The sequence below is a fragment of the Escherichia sp. UTM R2 genome, from assembly GCF_048593455.1.
Lineage (GTDB): Bacteria > Pseudomonadota > Gammaproteobacteria > Enterobacterales > Enterobacteriaceae > Escherichia > Escherichia coli.
In genome coordinates, this window is the sequence record NZ_JBFWDY010000002.1 from 2,395,332 (window position 1) to 2,413,222 (window position 17,891).

General features: G+C 51.9%; 17 protein-coding genes. 3 read left to right on the top strand and 14 right to left on the bottom strand.

Annotated elements, in window-relative coordinates; translation table 11 throughout:
• The first annotated feature begins 146 nt into the window (after positions 1-146).
• Positions 147-212, top strand: coding sequence for a hypothetical protein (locus tag AB4H76_RS12380; protein ID WP_010723099.1), 66 nt, complete (start codon positions 147-149; stop codon positions 210-212).
• A 103-nt stretch (positions 213-315) separates the two neighbouring features.
• On the opposite strand, the gene paaY is transcribed toward AB4H76_RS12380, so the two are convergent.
• From paaY to paaA, 13 genes are all read right to left on the bottom strand, one after another.
• A complete protein-coding gene (gene paaY, locus AB4H76_RS12385; protein ID WP_001123464.1) occupies positions 316-906 on the bottom strand; it encodes a phenylacetic acid degradation protein PaaY in 591 nt (196 codons plus the stop codon).
• On the bottom strand, positions 888-1,838 hold the full coding sequence (gene paaX / locus AB4H76_RS12390) for a phenylacetic acid degradation operon negative regulatory protein PaaX (protein WP_000039887.1): 951 nt from the start codon (positions 1,836-1,838) through the stop codon (positions 888-890). Before paaX ends, paaY begins: the two co-directional genes overlap by 19 nt.
• Before the next feature lie 100 nt (positions 1,839-1,938).
• Positions 1,939-3,252 (bottom strand): phenylacetate--CoA ligase PaaK, encoded by a 1,314-nt coding sequence (gene paaK, locus AB4H76_RS12395; RefSeq protein ID WP_000632280.1) that lies wholly within the window; start codon positions 3,250-3,252, stop codon positions 1,939-1,941.
• 26 nt (positions 3,253-3,278) lie between these two features.
• A complete protein-coding gene (gene paaJ, locus AB4H76_RS12400; protein WP_001206197.1) occupies positions 3,279-4,484 on the bottom strand; it encodes a bifunctional 3-oxoadipyl-CoA/3-oxo-5,6-dehydrosuberyl-CoA thiolase in 1,206 nt (401 codons plus the stop codon).
• Entirely contained in the window at positions 4,484-4,906 is a 423-nt protein-coding gene (gene paaI, locus AB4H76_RS12405) for a hydroxyphenylacetyl-CoA thioesterase PaaI (RefSeq protein WP_000018413.1), read from the bottom strand. Before paaI ends, paaJ begins: the two co-directional genes overlap by 1 nt.
• A complete protein-coding gene (gene paaH, locus AB4H76_RS12410; RefSeq protein WP_085452652.1) occupies positions 4,896-6,323 on the bottom strand; it encodes a 3-hydroxyacyl-CoA dehydrogenase PaaH in 1,428 nt (475 codons plus the stop codon). The genes paaI and paaH overlap by 11 nt, the downstream gene beginning before the upstream one ends.
• A 1-nt stretch (position 6,324) precedes the next feature.
• On the bottom strand, positions 6,325-7,113 hold the full coding sequence (gene paaG / locus AB4H76_RS12415; RefSeq protein WP_000969784.1) for a 2-(1,2-epoxy-1,2-dihydrophenyl)acetyl-CoA isomerase PaaG: 789 nt from the start codon (positions 7,111-7,113) through the stop codon (positions 6,325-6,327).
• Positions 7,113-7,880 carry a 2,3-dehydroadipyl-CoA hydratase PaaF gene (paaF, locus tag AB4H76_RS12420; RefSeq protein WP_001292353.1) on the bottom strand — a complete coding sequence of 256 codons (768 nt, stop codon included), beginning with the start codon at positions 7,878-7,880 and terminating at the stop codon, positions 7,113-7,115. The genes paaG and paaF overlap by 1 nt, the downstream gene beginning before the upstream one ends.
• Positions 7,877-8,947, bottom strand: a complete 1,071-nt coding sequence (gene paaE / locus AB4H76_RS12425) for a 1,2-phenylacetyl-CoA epoxidase subunit PaaE (RefSeq protein WP_000206388.1) — start codon at positions 8,945-8,947, stop codon at positions 7,877-7,879. Before paaE ends, paaF begins: the two co-directional genes overlap by 4 nt.
• 7 nt (positions 8,948-8,954) lie before the next feature.
• Positions 8,955-9,452, bottom strand: coding sequence for a 1,2-phenylacetyl-CoA epoxidase subunit PaaD (gene paaD, locus AB4H76_RS12430; RefSeq protein ID WP_001189201.1), 498 nt, complete (start codon positions 9,450-9,452; stop codon positions 8,955-8,957).
• 14 nt (positions 9,453-9,466) lie between these two features.
• A complete protein-coding gene (gene paaC, locus AB4H76_RS12435) occupies positions 9,467-10,213 on the bottom strand; it encodes a 1,2-phenylacetyl-CoA epoxidase subunit PaaC (protein WP_001072837.1) in 747 nt (248 codons plus the stop codon).
• Between the two features lie 8 nt (positions 10,214-10,221).
• The gene (gene paaB, locus AB4H76_RS12440; protein ID WP_000073393.1) at positions 10,222-10,509 is read right to left on the bottom strand and encodes a 1,2-phenylacetyl-CoA epoxidase subunit PaaB; all 288 of its coding nucleotides are present in this window, start codon (positions 10,507-10,509) and stop codon (positions 10,222-10,224) included.
• Positions 10,510-10,520: 11 nt separating this feature from the next.
• Entirely contained in the window at positions 10,521-11,450 is a 930-nt protein-coding gene (gene paaA / locus AB4H76_RS12445; RefSeq protein WP_000191077.1) for a 1,2-phenylacetyl-CoA epoxidase subunit PaaA, read from the bottom strand.
• Positions 11,451-11,734: 284 nt separating this feature from the next.
• Between paaA and paaZ the strand changes: the two genes are divergently transcribed.
• Both paaZ and tynA read left to right on the top strand, forming a co-directional pair.
• Positions 11,735-13,780: a phenylacetic acid degradation bifunctional protein PaaZ gene (paaZ, locus tag AB4H76_RS12450; protein WP_001186469.1), complete on the top strand. Its 2,046-nt coding sequence runs from the start codon at positions 11,735-11,737 to the stop codon at positions 13,778-13,780.
• A gap of 247 nt (positions 13,781-14,027) precedes the next feature.
• Complete coding sequence (gene tynA, locus AB4H76_RS12455; RefSeq protein ID WP_077491887.1) at positions 14,028-16,301, top strand: primary-amine oxidase; 2,274 nt, start codon at positions 14,028-14,030, stop codon at positions 16,299-16,301.
• Positions 16,302-16,358: 57 nt separating this feature from the next.
• Here the strand turns inward: tynA and feaB are convergent, their stop codons facing one another.
• Positions 16,359-17,858, bottom strand: coding sequence for a phenylacetaldehyde dehydrogenase (gene feaB, locus AB4H76_RS12460; RefSeq protein ID WP_000138622.1), 1,500 nt, complete (start codon positions 17,856-17,858; stop codon positions 16,359-16,361).
• Between the last annotated feature and the right edge of the window lie 33 nt (positions 17,859-17,891).

The following is a 17,891-nucleotide window of genomic DNA, read 5'->3' on the forward strand; positions in this document are numbered from 1 at the left end:
CGAATATAAAGAAAGCCGGATGCACTAACCCGACCAATTAGTTATTTAAAACATAGAAGACATCCAATATTGCCAGTAGATTATTATCTAATCAAACATACTTTCCTATAATTCACAATTATAATTCAGGTGAATAAAAAAAGACCATGAAATATATAAATTGTGTATATAATATAAATTACAAATTAAAACCACATTCTCATTATAAATAATTATATGATGAAAAAACGGTATGAATTAATACTCAAATAAATAAAGCAGAGCTTAAACATAACTCTGCTTTATAATTAAAGGGACAAAATAATTTTACATCTGTTACTGTTTCGGTCGCAGATTCTCATCAAATACCAGGCGTTTCCTGCCAGGTTCAATTTCCCGCAATGGCTCGACTTGATGTAACGTCTGCTTACAGCGTGTCACCAGCACCTGGTACTCATGCGTACCCTGCTTTTTCCATGCCAACTCCTGCTCACTGAGTTCACGAATCGCTTTCGCCGGGCTGCCGACAATCAGGTAATTAGCTGGCATTTCTGCTTTGGCTTTCACAAATGCGGATGCACCAACAATGCTGTTCTCGCCAATCACCGCACCGTCCATCACTACCGCGTTCATTCCCACTAATGCATTGCGGCGGATAATGCAGCCGTGAAGGATAGCGCTATGACCAATATGTCCATCTTCTCCTACAACAGTATCCTGCTCGGGAAAACCGTGCATAACGCAATTATCCTGAATGTTCGCGCCATCTTTCACCACGATACGACCAAAATCGCCACGCAGGCTGGCATTTGGCCCAACGTAAACGCCCTTGCCGAGAATAACATCGCCGATCAATACCGCTGTCGGATGGACAAAACTCTCTTCTGGCACAACCGGAGTCAGACCGTCTATCTGATAAATTGGCATAACGCCTCCTGTTCAATATTCAAGCCGCCAAAACGTTGAAAATACAGGCTTCCCGGCGCAGGCAGTTCACCGACCGAGGTTTCACCTTTTTCACTAACGAACGCTAAAGCAGCAGGCGCTACGCGCTGATAAATGTTGATACACAGCTGACGCGCCGTATGCCCTGCCCAGTGTGCCGGAAGCAACTCCTCCGGCAACAATGGGTCTTTAAGGACGACACGGCGATAAAAATGGATCAGTAAAAGCTGAATATGAAATGCCCGCTCCGGGGTTAACTCGTCTGCCGCCTCTTTTAAAAGCGGCACCAGCGGGCGGAATGACTGAATAAAGGTTTCGTACATGGCATTTTGTTCAGTTAAATGCCAGCACTCTTCTACTCTGGCACGCAGTGCTGCGCGAGAAAGCGCCAGTGGTATTTGCGCTTCAAAACAAATCACGTTATCCGCCACACCCGCTTCATGCAAAAGTGTCTGTACATCGGCCAGTTTTTGCGACGGCGATGCCATCAGGCTGGGTGCCAGTGCGCCAAAACCTTGCCAGATCAACTGCTTTTTGACATCAGCCAGCGTTGATTTATCTAAACCTTCCGAGAGCAACAGGAGCCATTTACCATCCCATGCAGGTTGCTCTGCGCGATAAATTTTACTTTCTGCCCGTCGCGTCAGGCGCAAGCCTTTATCACTGAGGCTATAGAAACTGCGTCGCCCGATGCGGGAAACATCCAGCCAGCCTTCTTTATTAAGACGAAACAAAGCGGTGCGCACGAAACGCTCACCAAATCCCAGCCCTTCCAGCAAAGCAGCCAGACTACCCAACCAGATTTCACCACCACGATGGGAAAGCGAATCACCATACAGAGAGGAGATCAAAGATGTGCCACTGACCGGAACAGCGTTTACAGCATGTTGGATAAAAGTATCAAGTTTACTCATTCGCTTCAGTCTGTTGTTATTGTTGTGATTTATGAATCATAGCACAGGTCGTATCGACTTCTGGCCCTGGCGCTTTACCCCACCAGGGCCAGACGATACGTCAGGCACCAACAATATTGCGCAGATCAAACACCCGACACGCCTTGCCTTCTGAACGCGGGATACTGCCACAGTTAACGATCATCACATCGGTAGAGATCCCCACCATCGACTTAATCCGATGGCGCAGCTGGTGGCATACCTGGCAACGCTGCTCATGCGTCAATGTCAGGCTACTTTCTTTCAACTCCACTTTCACAGAAAGTGAATCAAGATGCCCCCGGCGGTTCACCTCCAGTTGGTAATGCGGCGATAAATGTTCGAATTTGACAATCTCTTCTTCCAGTTGTGACGGAAAGACATTTACACCGCGAATAATCAACATGTCATCGCTGCGTCCGCTGATGCGATCCATGCGGCGCATAGTCCGCGCCGTTCCTGGTAACAGTCGGGTTAAATCACGCGTGCGGTAACGAATGACCGGCAATGCTTCTTTGGTCAGCGTGGTGAATAACAGTTCGCCATGTTCACCATCGGCAAGCGGTGTGCCGTCATGAGGATTAACAATTTCAGGATAGAAATGATCTTCCCAAATGGTTGGGCCGTCGGTAGTTTCCAGACACTCCATCGCCACCCCCGGCCCCATCACTTCTGACAGGCCATAAATATCCAGTGCGGTGATCCCCAGGCGACGCTCAATCTCTTTACGCATGGCCTGTGTCCACGGCTCAGCACCAAATACTCCAACCCGCAGCGAGCAACCGCTGGCATCACCGCCCAACTGCCGCTCCAGCTCTTCAATCAGGTTAAGGCAATAAGATGGCGTAACCATGATCATATCTGGTTGAAAATCACGGATCAGTTGCGCTTGTTTTTCCGTCTGCCCGCCAGACATCGGGATCACCGTAGCGCCCAGACGTTCGGCACCATAGTGCGCACCCAGCCCACCAGTAAACAGGCCGTAACCATAGGCAACATGAATTTTGTCTTTGGGCGAGCCCCCTGCCGCACGCAAAGAACGCGCTACAATATTGGCCCAGTTATCAATATCGTTTTGCGTATAGCCGACAACTGTCGGTTTACCTGTGGTTCCCGAAGAAGCATGAATGCGCACCACTTGTTCCATTGGCACGGCAAAGGTGTCAAAGGGATAGTTGTCGCGCAGATCCTGTTTGGTGGTACAGGGAAATTTACGCAGGTCTGAAAGTTCCCTGAAATCATCAGGATGTACGCCTGCTGCGTCGAATTTGCGCCGATACATCGGCACATTTTCATACGCGTGTTTGAGCGTCCATTTCAGACGCTGTGTTTGCAACGCCTGTAACTCATCAACAGACGCGGTTTCAATCGGGTCAAGCTTTGTATTGGTTATCATTGTAGGGTACTCGCAGGTTGATATGCTCAAACACGCTCCAGAATCATGGCGATGCCCTGACCGACACCGATGCACATGGTGCACAATGCGTAACGACCGTTACGCCGATGCAGCTCATGGCTGGCAGCCAGTGCCAGGCGGGCACCACTCATTCCCAACGGATGGCCTAAGGCGATAGCGCCTCCGTTGGGGTTAACATGTGGGGCATCATCAGGCAGCCCCAATTCGCGTAGTACACCCAACGCCTGGGCCGCGAACGCTTCGTTCAGTTCAATCACGTCCATATCGTGAATACTCAGCCCTGCGCGTTCCAGCACCCGGCGAGTTGCAGGCACCGGACCAAGCCCCATCAGGCGCGGTTCCACCCCGGCGGTTGCCATGGCTACGATACGCGCCCGCGGTGTCAGTCCTTGCGCTGCTGCCATCTGTTCACTGGCAATAATCAACGCAGCGGCTCCGTCATTCACCCCGGAAGCATTGCCTGCGGTAATCACCCCATTGGCACGAAATGGTGCTTTTAACCCACGTAACTGTTCCAGCGTCGTTTCCGGGCGCAGATGCTCATCATGTTGTATTTCTGTTACAACACCTTTCTTGTTTTTCAACACAACCGGAACAATCTCCTCAGCCAGAATGCCTGAGGATTGCGCTTTTGCCGTACGTTGCTGACTGCGTAGCGCAAAACTATCTTGATCTTCTCGTGAGATTTTTAACAGTTCAGCTACATTCTCTGCCGTTTCCGGCATGCTGTCAGTTCCAAATTGCTGAGCCATGAGCGGGTTCACAAATCGCCAGCCAATAGTGGTATCGAACATCTCAGCCTGACGAGAAAATGCACTGGCTGCCTTGCCCATAACAAACGGTGCCCGTGACATTGACTCCACGCCACCGGCGATCAGCAAATCGCCATCGCCCGCTTTAATCGCCCGTGCGGCAAACCCCAGTGCGTCCAGCCCGGAACCACACAAGCGGTTAATGGTTGTGCCGGAAACACTCTGCGGCAGCCCCGCCAGTAAAGTCGCCATCCGGGCTACGTTACGGTTATCTTCTCCCGCCTGATTAGCACAGCCGAGGATCACATCATCGATACACTCCGCATCGAGACGCGGGTTTCGCACCAGCAGTTCCCGCAAAGGGATAGCAGCCAGATCATCAGCCCGAACACTTGATAATGCCCCGCCGTAGCGACCAATTGGCGTACGAATTCCGTCACAAATAAAGGCTTCACGCATCAGGCTTCTCCTGTAATGGTGCCGCCGATGCGGTGAGATTTACCGCGAAACAGCGCAACCGTTTTTTGTTGTTGGTTAACAATTTCGATGTCGTAAACACCGGTTTGCTTGCCCTGATGACGTACCTGCGCAGTAGCAGTTAAGGTGTCTCCGGCAAAGCCTGGACGCAAAAAATCAATCGTGCAGGCAGAAGCGACGGCTGCCAGCCCCTGGCTATTGCAGGCGTAGGCAAAGGCAGTATCAGCCAGTGAAAATAGCTGCCCGCCGTGGCAACTTTGATGACCGTTAAGCATTTGTGCAGTGACGGTCATGGTCACTACAGCAAAGCCTTCATCCATTGAGATAATGTCGATGCCAAGCGCTTTGGCGCAGGCATCGTTCTCATACATTGCATGGGCATTTTGCCAGGCCTTATGACTCATAACCGCTCTCCAGAAGCGCCCGTTGGCGCAGCAATGAACATGGGCGATAGCGTTCTTCGCCATAGTGATGCTGTAGATTTTCAAGGAGCCTTAATATTCGCTGCCAGCCAAGTTGCGCTCCCCAGGCAAGTGGGCCATATGGATAATTCACCCCAAGACGCATGGCGGTATCGATATCCTGTTCAGAGGCCACGCCTTTTTGAAGCGCATCAAGGGCTTCATTGATGATCATTGCTACCGTTCGCCAAATCAGCATTCCTGGGTAATCTGCAATTTGCAGCACTGTTTTGCCCTGCTGTTGCAGGTAATAAATGGCCTTGCGGGTCGCTGAGTCCGGGTTCACCGCTGCAGCAGCAATGGTCACCACCTTGCCCGCCATTTTATCGATCACTACCACCGGGCGTGCCAGTCGTATTGCCAGCGCCTGTGCCGTCTCGCCTTGTGTCTCAATCAATAAAACATCGTCAATTTCCGTGACACCGTCACTTCTATTTTCTACTTTCATTGGGCTAAAACTGTCGCTTACCGCTTCCAGGCCAACAACTGCCTCACGTTCCGCGCGCCAGTCGTACACGCCCAGCCCACTTTTCTTGCCCAACCGTCCACCAATCACCAGTTCCTGTTGCACCAGCGAAGGTAAAAAACGACGCTCCTGCCAGAAAGCGTTAAACACCGAACAGGTGACAGCAAAATTGACGTCCTGACCAATCAGATCGGTTAATTCCAGCGGCCCCATCGGGAAACCAGCGCCATCGCGAAGTGCAGCGTCAATCACTTCTGGTGCAGCAACCTGCTCTTCCAGTGCCCGCCAGGCCTCGGAATAATAAGGACGCGCAACACGGTTAACGATAAATCCAGGAGTCGAATGACAGCGCACAGGCTGCTTACCCCAACTCAACGTTAGTTCACACAACTGCTCAACAACTTCCGCCGCCGTTGCCAGCCCACTGACCACCTCCACCAACTTCATCACCGGTGCCGGGTTAAAAAAATGCAGCCCCGCAACACGTTCAGGATTTTTTATCTCCGCAGCAATCGCGGTTATAGAGATTGACGAAGTGTTAGTGGTCAATAGCGTTTGTGGCGGGCAAACTTCCGCCAGCTGTGCAAAGAGCGCTTTTTTGACTTCCAGACGTTCAGACGCCGCTTCAATGACCAGGTCCGCAGCTGCCAGCGCGTGAATATCGGTCACCGGGATCAGGCGTTTCAATGTGCGTTCACAGGTTTCAGCAGTCAGTTTTCCCCGCGTCACGCGTGAATTTAACCGCGCGTGTATCCCGTCGATTGCGCGGGTCAGCGCTTCAGCAGAAATGTCATACAGTAAAACCTGGTGTCCATGACTGGCAGCAACTTCAGCAATGCCTGCCCCCATGGTGCCGCTCCCAATCACTGCCACAGTTTGCACATTTATCATCATGCTATTTCCCCGTGAACTGCGGTGAGCGTTTAGCCAGGAACGCACTGACACCTTCACGATAATCTGCGCTCCGTCCGGCAAGTCGCTGATAGTCACGTTCCAGATCCAGTTGCGTATCGAGCGTATTGGTTTCAGCGCTATTTATCGCTTGCTTGATAAGTCCAAGACCAAATGTCGGTTGTGTCGCCAGATGCCGTGCCAGCTGTTGCGCGGTATCTGCCAGCGTTTCATCATCAACAACCTGCCAGATCATCCCCCATTCGTGCGCCTGTTCAGCACTCAGTTGATTCCCCAGCAGTGCCAGCCCCATGGCGCGCGCTCGTCCGGCAACGCGTGGCAGTAACCAGGTTCCACCGCAATCGGGTATTAAGCCTAACTTACTAAACGCCATGACGAATTTTGCTGAACGGGCAGCAATAACGATGTCGCCCCCCAGTGCCAGTGTTGCGCCTGCCCCTGCCGCCACGCCATTGACTGCACAGATCACCGGTTTTGGCAGTTTTGCCAGGCGACGTACCAGTGGGTTATAGAAACGTTCAACTGACATCCCTAAATCCGGTGCGGGGCCTGTGGGATCAACGTTACGATCGTTAAGATCCTGACCAGCACAAAATCCGCGCCCGGCACCTGTAAGTAACAGGCAACGGATAGTGTCGTCGCGCTCGACCTGTTTCAGGCACTCTGCCAGTTGTGCGTGCATCTCATCATTAAAACTGTTCAGGCGTTCCGGGCGGTTGAGCGTTAGTGTCATCACGCCCTTTTCTACATGACTGAGGATGAATTCCATCATTAGCGTCCTTTAAAGTCGGGCGTGCGTTTTTGTAAGAAAGCGGAGATGCCTTCATGACGATCTTCTGTTGCCGCCAGCAAGGTGAATAACTGTCGCTCCTGGGCAAGTCCGGCTTGCAAAGCCACTTCCTGCGACTGGCGCAGCGCTTGCTTTGCCGCTTGTAAGGCCAGCGGCGAGTGACGTGCCATTTTCGATGCCAGCTGTAAGGCGTATTCGAGGGTTAAATCGCTGGGGAAGACGTCGCTAACCAGCCCGGCCTGCTGTGCTTGCTGAGCGGTGATACTTTCTCCGCTCAGCACCATTTTGCTGGCTAACGATTTACCGACACTACGGATTAAACGTTGCGTTCCGCCTGCGCCAGGCATGATGCCGAGAGTGATTTCCGGCAACCCAAAACGCGCGTTCTCTCCGGCAACCACCACATCGCACAACAATGCCAGTTCGCAACCCGCCCCAAGCGCGTAACCATTGACGGCTGCGATAAGTGGTTTATTAAAGGCCTGCAATCGCGCCCATAGCTGCGGACGTGTATCGTTTAAGGTGGCCGCGAGATCTTTTTCTGCCATTTCGTTGAGATCGGCCCCAGCGGCAAAAAAGCGTGCATTACCGGTAATCACACAGACCGAAATGCTGGTATCGGTAGCCGCAGCTTCCAGTTCATTTACCAGTTGCATCAGCAGGGCATTATTTAGCGCATTACGTGCGGCGGGACGGTTAAGGGTCAGCAACAATACTCGTTGCTGACGGCTGACGATCAGTTCGCTCATGCCATCCCCTTCGCGTCAAAGTCAACCACCACATCGCTGGTCAGCGGCAGTGCCTGGCAACTCAACACATAACCTGCGGCCAGTTCATCCGGTTCCAGACTGTAATTGGTTTCCATCGCCACTTTGCCACGCAGCACTTTGCATTTGCAGGTCGCACAGACGCCGCCTTTGCAGGCATAGGGCAGATCCGCCCCCTGGCGCAATGCCGCATCGAGAATGCTTTCATCGTCGGCATTAAGCACGATTTCCCGATCCCGCCCATCCTGACGTACAGTCACTTTTTGTCCGTCACTTTGCACGTTAACGCTACGTTTGACGCGCGTGCCAGGCGTATTAAACCGCTCCAGATGAATGGTTTTATCTGGCATTCCCAGTGCTTTTAAGGCGGTTTCCGCGTCATCCATCATCGCCGCCGGACCACAAATAAATGCCTCATCATAAAGACGAAAATTAATGAGCGAGGCCCCAAGTGACTGTAATTTTTCACCGTCAATACGCCCGTGAAGCAGATCGCTGTCGAGGGTTTCCTGACTGAAAATGCACAACAACTGTAAACGCTGAGGATATTTGTCTTTCAGGTCTGCCAGTGCCTGGCGAAACATCATGCTCTGGCTGGTACGGTTACCGTAGATCAGGGTGAACTGACTTTCAGGCTCGGTTTGTAAAGTGGTGGCGATAATCGCCAGCATTGGCGTAATACCTGATCCTGCTGCAATTGCCAGATAGCGCCCCTGGCGTTCGGCCTGCGGCTGATAGCCGAAATGCCCCTGCGGCACCATGACCTCCAGCGTCATACCCTGGCGGATGTGTTCGCGGGCATAGCGGGAGAAACGTCCGCCTTCAATGGCTTTCACCGCCACACTAATTTCGCCAGGCAGATAGCTGCGGCAAATGGAGTAACAACGGCGTAATTCTTCACCATCAAAGCTGGCTTTTAAGGTCAAATGTTGACCGGGGCGAAAGCGATACGCCTCCTGCAAAGGCTGGGGCACCGCAAAGGTAATGGTCACCGCATCACGGGTTTCCGACTCGACTTTTGCCACTGTTAAGGAATGAAACGTTGTCATGGCATCCTCAAATACATTTGAAATAATCGAAAGGTTCGCGGCAACTATCGCAGCGGTACAATGCTTTGCAGGCCGTGGAACCAAATTCACTGATAAGTGTGGTATGGACGCTGGCGCAGCGCGGGCAACGTACTTCTGGCGGCAAATGGGCATGGCAACTGTGTCCGGCGGGCGGGCTAATGCCATACTCTCGCAGACGCTCACGGGCATCGGGGGTCATCCAGTCGGTGGTCCATGCCGGGTCGAGTTGCAGCACAACCTGAACGGGGGTAAACCCGTTGGTTGTCATTGCCTCACGTATCGCGCCAATCAAATGTTCCGTTGCCGGACAACCGGAATATGTCGGCGTAAAGCCGATCACCCATCCTTCTCCCATCTGTGTCACATTACGCACCATGCCTAAATCAGTAATGGTCAGCACCGGGATCTCCGGGTCCGGGATCTGGCTGAGTAGCGCCCATATCTCATGAACCTGTGGCGGTGCAATGGTGGCCAGACGCTGCATACCCATCTCCTCTGTTACCATTGCTGACCGGGCAAGACACGCTGGAGATACTGCATTTCTGCCAGCATGGGTCCAAGGTGTTCGGTATGCAGTCCTTTTTTACCGCCAGTGCGATACGCCTGCTCTTGCGGTACGTTCAATGTGGCTTCGTTGATCCCGGCAAAAACTTCGGCTTCCCACGCTGCGCGTAAAGTGCGTGGATCAACCGCAATACCCTCTTCACTCAGTGCAATATCAATCTCGTCGGCATCGAACAGTTCGGCGGTAAAACGCCACAACTTGTTGATGGCCTGCTGCATCTTTTGCCCTGATACGTCAGTACCATTGCCCAGTCGCTCCAGCCAGCCACGACTAAAACGCAGGTGATAGCGCGCTTCTTTAATTGCTTTGGCAGAAATCGCCGCCAGTTGCGGATCACGGCTTTCCATCAGACGGGTAAAGAGCGCCACATGCCATGCATCGATGAAATACTGGCGTGCAATGGTGTCGGCAAAATTGCCGTTTGGTTGTTCAACCAACAATAAGTTGCTGAACTGGCGCTCGTCTCGGGTGAAGGCCAGGGTATCTTCATCGCCTTCTCCCGCTAATTCAGCGGCATACGATAAGAAGTTGCGTGCCTGACCTAATAAATCGAGGCCAATGTTTGCCAGTGCGAGATCGATTTCCAGTTCCGGTGCGTGACCGCACCATTCACCCAACCGCTGGGAGAGCACCAGGCAGTTATCGCCCAGGCGCAAGGTGTAAGCCGTTAACTGATTCATTTCCGACCTCACATGTGCTCAATGCCATCAGGGATGGTGTAAAACGTTGGATGGCGATAGACCTTGCTTTCAGCCGGATCAAAAAATTCACCGCGTTCTTCCGGTTGCGAGGCAACAATTTCACTCGCCTTCACCACCCAAATTGAACATCCTTCGCTACGACGGGTGTAAGCATCACGGGCATTTTCCAGTGCCATCCGCTCATCGGCAGCATGTAAACTGCCAACATGGCGGTGTGATAAGCCCTGTTTGCCACGCACGAAAACTTCGTATAACGGCCAGTAAACATTACTCATTTTGAATCTCCTTATGCGACCTTACGGGCATGTTGTTTTTGTGCATGGGCCAGCGCTGCTTCCCGTACCCAGGTACCTTCTTCCCAGGCTTTACGTTTGGCGTCGAGCCTCTCCTGATTACAAATTCCGCGACCGTTAATTACTTCGTTAAACTCCTGCCAGTCGATCTCACCAAAGCGGTAGTGACCGCTTTCAGTGTCAAAATGCAGATCCGGGTCAGGAACGGTCATACCGAGCATTTCAACCTGTGGAACGGTGTTATCCACGAAACGCTGGCGGAGTTCGTCGTTGGTGAAACGTTTGATTTTCCAGGTGAGACTTCTGGCGCTGTTTGGCGAGTTATCATCGTTTGGCCCGAACATCATTAAGGCTGGCCACCAGAAACGGTTAATGGCGTCTTGCAACATCTGCTTTTGAGCTTCGCTGCCCTGCGCCAGTGCCATGCAGGCTTCAAACCCCTGACGCTGGTGAAAACTCTCTTCTTTGCAGATTTTCACCATTGCTCTGGCATACGGGCCATAAGAAGTGCGGCATAACGCCACCTGATTGACGATCGCTGCGCCATCCACCAGCCAGCCGATAACACCGATATCAGCCCAACTCAATGTCGGATAATTAAAGATGGAGGAATATTTCATCCGTCCGTCGAGCATTTTTTGGTAGATGTCTTCTCTGGCGCAGCCCAGTGTTTCGGCGGCGCTATAGAGATACAGACCATGACCGGCTTCATCCTGCACTTTGGCCAACAGAATGGCTTTACGCCGCAAGGTTGGTGCGCGAGTGATCCAGTTACCTTCAGGCAACATACCAACAATCTCGGAGTGCGCATGCTGCCCAATCTGGCGGATCAATGTCTTTCGGTAAGCATCGGGCATCCAGTCCTGTGGCTCGATAGCCGTTTCCTGGGCTATCCGTTGCTCAAAGCGTTCTTCTTGGGTCACGTCATCACCTTTACGATTCCAGTTTTCGTGAATTAATTAAAAACACGAATCACATTGTTTTATGAAAGTTACACAATAGTTAAGTAAAATCACAAATTTTGTATGTTTGAACTGTGACGGATTTCGCACCCTATTTTTATAAATCATTATTTATCAGTGCATTAATGTTTTCCGCAGTTGCTATACAGATCGCATAGTTAACATTTCGTTAAAAGATTCCTTGCTTTTTATGATTCGCGATTTAACTATTAGCAACAGAAATGTGAAACATCTGGAGAGTAGCGATGCAGCAGTTAGCCAGTTTCTTATCCGGTACCTGGCAGTCTGGCCGGGGCCGTAGCCGTTTGATTCACCACGCTATTAGCGGCGAGGCGTTATGGGAAGTGACCAGTGAAGGTCTTGATATGGCGGCTGCCCGCCAGTTTGCCATTGAAAAAGGTGCCCCCGCCCTTCGCGCTATGACCTTTATCGAACGTGCGGCGATGCTTAAAGCGGTCGCTAAACATCTGCTGAGTGAAAAAGAGCGTTTCTATGCTCTTTCTGCGCAAACAGGCGCAACGCGGGCAGACAGTTGGGTTGATATTGAAGGTGGCATTGGGACGTTATTTACTTACGCCAGCCTCGGTAGCCGGGAGCTGCCTGACGATACGCTGTGGCCGGAAGATGAATTGATCCCCTTATCGAAAGAAGGTGGATTTGCCGCGCGCCATTTACTGACCTCAAAGTCAGGCGTGGCAGTGCATATTAACGCCTTTAACTTCCCCTGCTGGGGAATGCTGGAAAAGCTGGCACCAACGTGGCTGGGCGGAATGCCAGCCATCATCAAACCAGCTACCGCGACGGCCCAACTGACTCAGGCGATGGTGAAATCAATTGTCGATAGTGGTCTTGTTCCCGAAGGCGCAATTAGTCTGATCTGCGGTAGTGCTGGCGACTTGTTGGATCATCTGGACAGCCAGGATGTGGTGACTTTCACGGGGTCAGCGGCGACCGGACAGATGCTGCGAGTTCAGCCAAATATCGTCGCCAAATCTATCCCCTTCACTATGGAAGCTGATTCCCTGAACTGCTGCGTACTGGGCGAAGATGTCACCCCGGATCAACCGGAGTTTGCGCTGTTTATTCGTGAAGTTGTGCGTGAGATGACCACAAAAGCCGGGCAAAAATGTACGGCAATCCGGCGGATTATTGTGCCGCAGGCATTGGTTAATGCTGTCAGTGATGCTCTGGTTGCGCGATTACAGAAAGTCGTGGTCGGTGATCCTGCTCAGGAAGGCGTGAAAATGGGCGCACTGGTAAATGCTGAGCAGCGTGCCGATGTGCAGGAAAAAGTGAACATATTGCTGGCTGCAGGATGCGAGATTCGCCTCGGTGGTCAGGCGGATTTATCTGCTGCGGGTGCCTTCTTCCCGCCAACCTTATTGTACTGTCCGCAGCCGGATGAAACACCGGCGGTACATGCAACAGAAGCCTTTGGCCCTGTCGCAACGCTGATGCCAGCACAAAACCAGCGACATGCTCTGCAACTGGCTTGTGCAGGCGGCGGTAGCCTTGCGGGAACGCTGGTGACGGCTGATCCGCAAATTGCGCGTCAGTTTATTGCCGACGCGGCACGTACGCATGGGCGAATTCAGATCCTCAATGAAGAGTCGGCAAAAGAATCCACCGGGCATGGCTCCCCACTGCCACAACTGGTACATGGTGGGCCTGGTCGCGCAGGAGGCGGTGAAGAATTAGGCGGTTTACGAGCGGTGAAACATTACATGCAGCGAACCGCTGTTCAGGGTAGTCCGACGATGCTTGCCGCTATCAGTAAACAGTGGGTGCGCGGTGCGAAAGTCGAAGAAGATCGTATTCATCCGTTCCGCAAATATTTTGAGGAGCTACAACCAGGCGACAGCCTGTTGACTCCCCGCCGCACAATGACAGAGGCCGATATTGTTAACTTTGCTTGCCTCAGCGGCGATCATTTCTATGCACATATGGATAAGATTGCTGCTGCCGAATCTATTTTCGGTGAGCGGGTGGTGCATGGGTATTTTGTGCTTTCTGCGGCTGCGGGTCTGTTTGTCGATGCCGGTGTCGGTCCGGTCATTGCTAACTACGGGCTGGAAAGCTTGCGTTTTATCGAACCCGTAAAGCCAGGCGATACCATCCAGGTACGTCTCACCTGTAAGCGCAAGACGCTGAAAAAACAGCGTAGCGCAGAAGAAAAACCAACAGGTGTGGTGGAATGGGCTGTAGAGGTATTCAATCAGCATCAAACCCCGGTGGCGCTGTATTCAATTCTGACGCTGGTGGCCAGGCAGCACGGTGATTTTGTCGATTAATCGGTGAATGAAGGGCAACGGCGAATAGTTGCCCTTTTATTTCACTAAGTTTTGTGACGTTGTCACATTATGCATGATGTGTACATCTATTTTCAGGGCATCCACTGTATGAAAAGCTGGCACACCTGCCAAACAACCTGGCAGGTGCAGGCAATCCCCTTTGCATCAGTACTGATAATGTGAACCTGACTAAACCGCCCACAGAGCGCGGTTGCTAACAAGAACACAACATCTGACGAGGTTAATAATGGGAAGCCCCTCTCTGTATTCTGCCCGTAAAACAACCCTGGCGTTGGCAGTCGCCTTAAGTTTCGCCTGGCAAGCGCCGGTATTTGCCCACGGTGGTGAAGCGCATATGGTGCCAATGGATAAAACGCTTAAAGAATTTGGTGCCGATGTGCAGTGGGACGACTACGCCCAGCTCTTTACCCTGATTAAAGATGGCGCGTACGTGAAAGTGAAGCCTGGTGCGCAAACAGCAATTGTTAATGGTCAGCCTCTGGCACTGCAAGTACCGGTAGTGATGAAAGACAATAAAGCCTGGGTTTCTGACACCTTTATTAACGATGTTTTCCAGTCCGGGCTGGATCAAACCTTTCAGGTAGAAAAGCGCCCTCACCCACTTAATGCGCTAACTGCGGACGAAATTAAACAGGCCGTTGAAATTGTTAAAGCTTCCGCGGACTTCAAACCCAATACCCGTTTTACTGAGATCTCCCTGCTACCGCCAGATAAAGAAGCTGTCTGGGCGTTTGCGCTGGAAAACAAACCGGTTGACCAGCCGCGCAAAGCCGACGTCATTATGCTCGACGGCAAACATATCATCGAAGCGGTGGTGGATCTGCAAAACAACAAACTGCTCTCCTGGCAACCCATTAAAGACGCCCACGGTATGGTGTTGCTGGATGATTTCGCCAGTGTGCAGAACATTATTAACAACAGTGAAGAATTTGCCGCTGCCGTGAAGAAACGCGGTATTACTGATGCGAAAAAAGTGATTACCACGCCGCTGACCGTAGGTTATTTCGATGGTAAAGATGGCCTGAAACAAGATGCCCGGTTGCTCAAAGTCATCAGCTATCTTGATGTCGGTGATGGCAACTACTGGGCACATCCCATCGAAAACCTGGTGGCGGTCGTTGATTTAGAACAGAAAAAAATCGTTAAGATTGAAGAAGGTCCGGTAGTTCCGGTGCCAATGACCGCACGCCCATTTGATGGCCGTGACCGCGTTGCTCCGGCAGTTAAGCCTATGCAAATCATTGAGCCTGAAGGTAAAAATTACACCATTACTGGCGATATGATTCACTGGCGGAACTGGGATTTTCACCTCAGCATGAACTCTCGCGTCGGGCCGATGATCTCCACCGTGACTTATAACGACAATGGCACCAAACGCAAAGTCATGTACGAAGGTTCTCTCGGCGGCATGATTGTGCCTTACGGTGATCCTGATATTGGCTGGTACTTTAAAGCGTATCTGGACTCTGGTGACTACGGTATGGGTACGCTAACCTCACCAATTGCTCGTGGTAAAGATGCCCCGTCTAACGCAGTGCTCCTTAATGAAACCATCGCCGACTACACTGGCGTGCCGATGGAGATCCCTCGCGCTATCGCGGTATTTGAACGTTATGCCGGGCCGGAGTATAAGCATCAGGAAATGGGCCAGCCCAACGTCAGTACCGAACGCCGGGAGTTAGTGGTGCGCTGGATCAGTACAGTGGGTAACTATGACTACATTTTTGACTGGATCTTCCATGAAAACGGCACTATTGGCATCAATGCCGGTGCTACGGGCATCGAAGCGGTGAAAGGTGTTAAAGCGAAAACCATGCACGATGAGACGGCGAAAGATGACACGCGCTACGGCACGCTTATCGATCACAATATCGTGGGTACTACACACCAACATATTTATAATTTCCGCCTCGATCTGGATGTAGATGGCGAGAATAACAGCCTGGTGGCGATGGACCCAGTGGTAAAACCGAATACTGCCGGTGGCCCACGCACCAGTGCCATGCAAGTTAATCAGTACAACATCGGCAATGAACAGGATGCCGCACAGAAATTTGATCCGGGCACGATTCGTCTGTTGAGTAACCCGAACAAAGAGAACCGCATGGGCAATCCGGTTTCCTATCAAATTATTCCTTATGCAGGTGGTACTCACCCGGTAGCAAAAGGTGCCCAGTTCGCGCCGGACGAGTGGATCTATCATCGTTTAAGCTTTATGGACAAGCAGCTCTGGGTAACGCGTTATCATCCTGGCGAGCGTTTCCCGGAAGGCAAATATCCGAACCGTTCTACTCATGACACCGGTCTTGGACAATACAGTAAGGATAACGAGTCGCTGGACAACACCGACGCCGTTGTCTGGATGACCACCGGCACCACACATGTGGCCCGCGCCGAAGAGTGGCCGATTATGCCGACCGAATGGGTACATACTCTGCTGAAACCATGGAACTTCTTTGACGAAACGCCAACGCTAGGGGCGCTGAAGAAAGATAAGTGATTGTTTCAGACAAAAAAACGGCACCAGGTGCCGTTTTTTACTTATGAGCGAACCAGATTAATACCGTACACACACCGACTTAGTTTCACACCAACCGTCCAGCCAGTCGGGGCCAAAATCACGGCCCGTTCCTGACTGCTTCATCCCACCAAACGGTAAGTTAGCGTCAATTAAGGTATGGCTGTTTACCCACACCGTCCCTGCCTGTAAGCGATCGCTATATTCCAGAGCCTGGGAGAGATTTTGCGTCCAGACACTGGCAGTTAAGCCATATTCCGTGTCGTTTGCCAGTTGTAACGCCTCTTCTCCATCCGCTACTCGCACCAGGTTTACCACCGGACCAAACACCTCTTCACGAGTTAAGCGCAATTTAGCATCGGGATTTACCACCAGCGTTGGCGCAACATAATACCCCTCTCCGGCTGGTCCATTCGACCCGCGAATCAGCTCTGCTTGCTGTGCCTGCGCATCGTCGAGGAATGAACACACTTTGTCGCAGTGCGCACGAGAAACCAAAGGGTTAATCTGTGCAACAGGTGACATCCCCGGTCCCACTTGCAACGATTTTACCGCCTGCTCAAATCCACTAACCAGCGTGTCAAACAACGGCGCTTCAATATAAATTCGCGAACTGGCGGCGCATACTTGCCCTTGATTCAGGAAGCTTCCGGTCATCAAGCCTTCAATAACCCATTGCGGATCAGCATCTTTTAATACAATTGCCGGGTTTTTACCGCCCAGTTCCAGCGTTACACGCGTTAAGCGATCAGCAGCAGTTCTGGCAATACCTTTTCCCGTCGCGGTTGAACCGGTAAAACTGATTTTCGCAACATGAGGATGTGACGTCAGGGCCGCGCCGCATACAGCACCTGACCCGGTGACCACATTAAAAACGCCATCAGGAATACCAGCTTCGCTGGCCAGCTCCGCCACGCGCAACATCGTCAGTGGCGTGGTTTCCGAAGGCTTAATCACGATTGAACAGCCTGCTGCCAGTGCTGGCATCACCTTCCACATACCAATCATCAACGGAAAGTTCCATGGCACAATTCCCGCTACCACGCCAACCGGCTCTTTACGCGTCCAGGCCTGATAACGCGCCCCCTGGGGTAAAGGAATCGACAAGTCCAGCGTCTTACCCGCGATTTTGGTCGTTAACCCGGCGGTATAACGCATCCAGTTCAGCGTACAGCCCACTTCAAAAGCACGAGAAATGGCAATTGACTTGCCTTGCTCCAGGGTTTCCAGTTGCGCCAGCTCCTCACTGTGCTGCTCCACCAGATCAGCAAAACGTAGCAGAATACGTTCACGCTCTGCGGGTAATCGCCCGGCCCAGCGACGCGAGACAAAGGCCCGCCAGGCAGACATGACTGCGTTATCTACATCCGCTTCGTTGGCATCAGCAGTTGATGCAATTTCTTGCCCGGTGGCCGGATCAAAGATCGCCAACCGTTTTTCACTTTGTGCGGGGCCAGGACGACCATCAATATAAAGACCGTGTTGACGATCGAGAAACTGTTGGACCTGGCTTAATACTGCTACATGCGGCTCTGTCATCACTTTTCCTTATTATTTACCCAGTGTGATTTC

Coding starts and splice junctions, on each gene's coding strand:
- paaY (WP_001123464.1), bottom strand. CDS start 906: ATGCCAATTTATCAGATAGACGGTCTGACTCCGGTTGTGCCAGAAGAG.
- paaX (WP_000039887.1), bottom strand. CDS start 1,838: ATGAGTAAACTTGATACTTTTATCCAACATGCTGTAAACGCTGTTCCG.
- paaK (WP_000632280.1), bottom strand. CDS start 3,252: ATGATAACCAATACAAAGCTTGACCCGATTGAAACCGCGTCTGTTGAT.
- paaJ (WP_001206197.1), bottom strand. CDS start 4,484: ATGCGTGAAGCCTTTATTTGTGACGGAATTCGTACGCCAATTGGTCGC.
- paaI (WP_000018413.1), bottom strand. CDS start 4,906: ATGAGTCATAAGGCCTGGCAAAATGCCCATGCAATGTATGAGAACGAT.
- paaH (WP_085452652.1), bottom strand. CDS start 6,323: ATGATGATAAATGTGCAAACTGTGGCAGTGATTGGGAGCGGCACCATG.
- paaG (WP_000969784.1), bottom strand. CDS start 7,113: ATGATGGAATTCATCCTCAGTCATGTAGAAAAGGGCGTGATGACACTA.
- paaF (WP_001292353.1), bottom strand. CDS start 7,880: ATGAGCGAACTGATCGTCAGCCGTCAGCAACGAGTATTGTTGCTGACC.
- paaE (WP_000206388.1), bottom strand. CDS start 8,947: ATGACAACGTTTCATTCCTTAACAGTGGCAAAAGTCGAGTCGGAAACC.
- paaD (WP_001189201.1), bottom strand. CDS start 9,452: ATGCAGCGTCTGGCCACCATTGCACCGCCACAGGTTCATGAGATATGG.
- paaC (WP_001072837.1), bottom strand. CDS start 10,213: ATGAATCAGTTAACGGCTTACACCTTGCGCCTGGGCGATAACTGCCTG.
- paaB (WP_000073393.1), bottom strand. CDS start 10,509: ATGAGTAATGTTTACTGGCCGTTATACGAAGTTTTCGTGCGTGGCAAA.
- paaZ (WP_001186469.1), top strand. CDS start 11,735: ATGCAGCAGTTAGCCAGTTTCTTATCCGGTACCTGGCAGTCTGGCCGG.
- tynA (WP_077491887.1), top strand. CDS start 14,028: ATGGGAAGCCCCTCTCTGTATTCTGCCCGTAAAACAACCCTGGCGTTG.
- feaB (WP_000138622.1), bottom strand. CDS start 17,858: ATGACAGAGCCGCATGTAGCAGTATTAAGCCAGGTCCAACAGTTTCTC.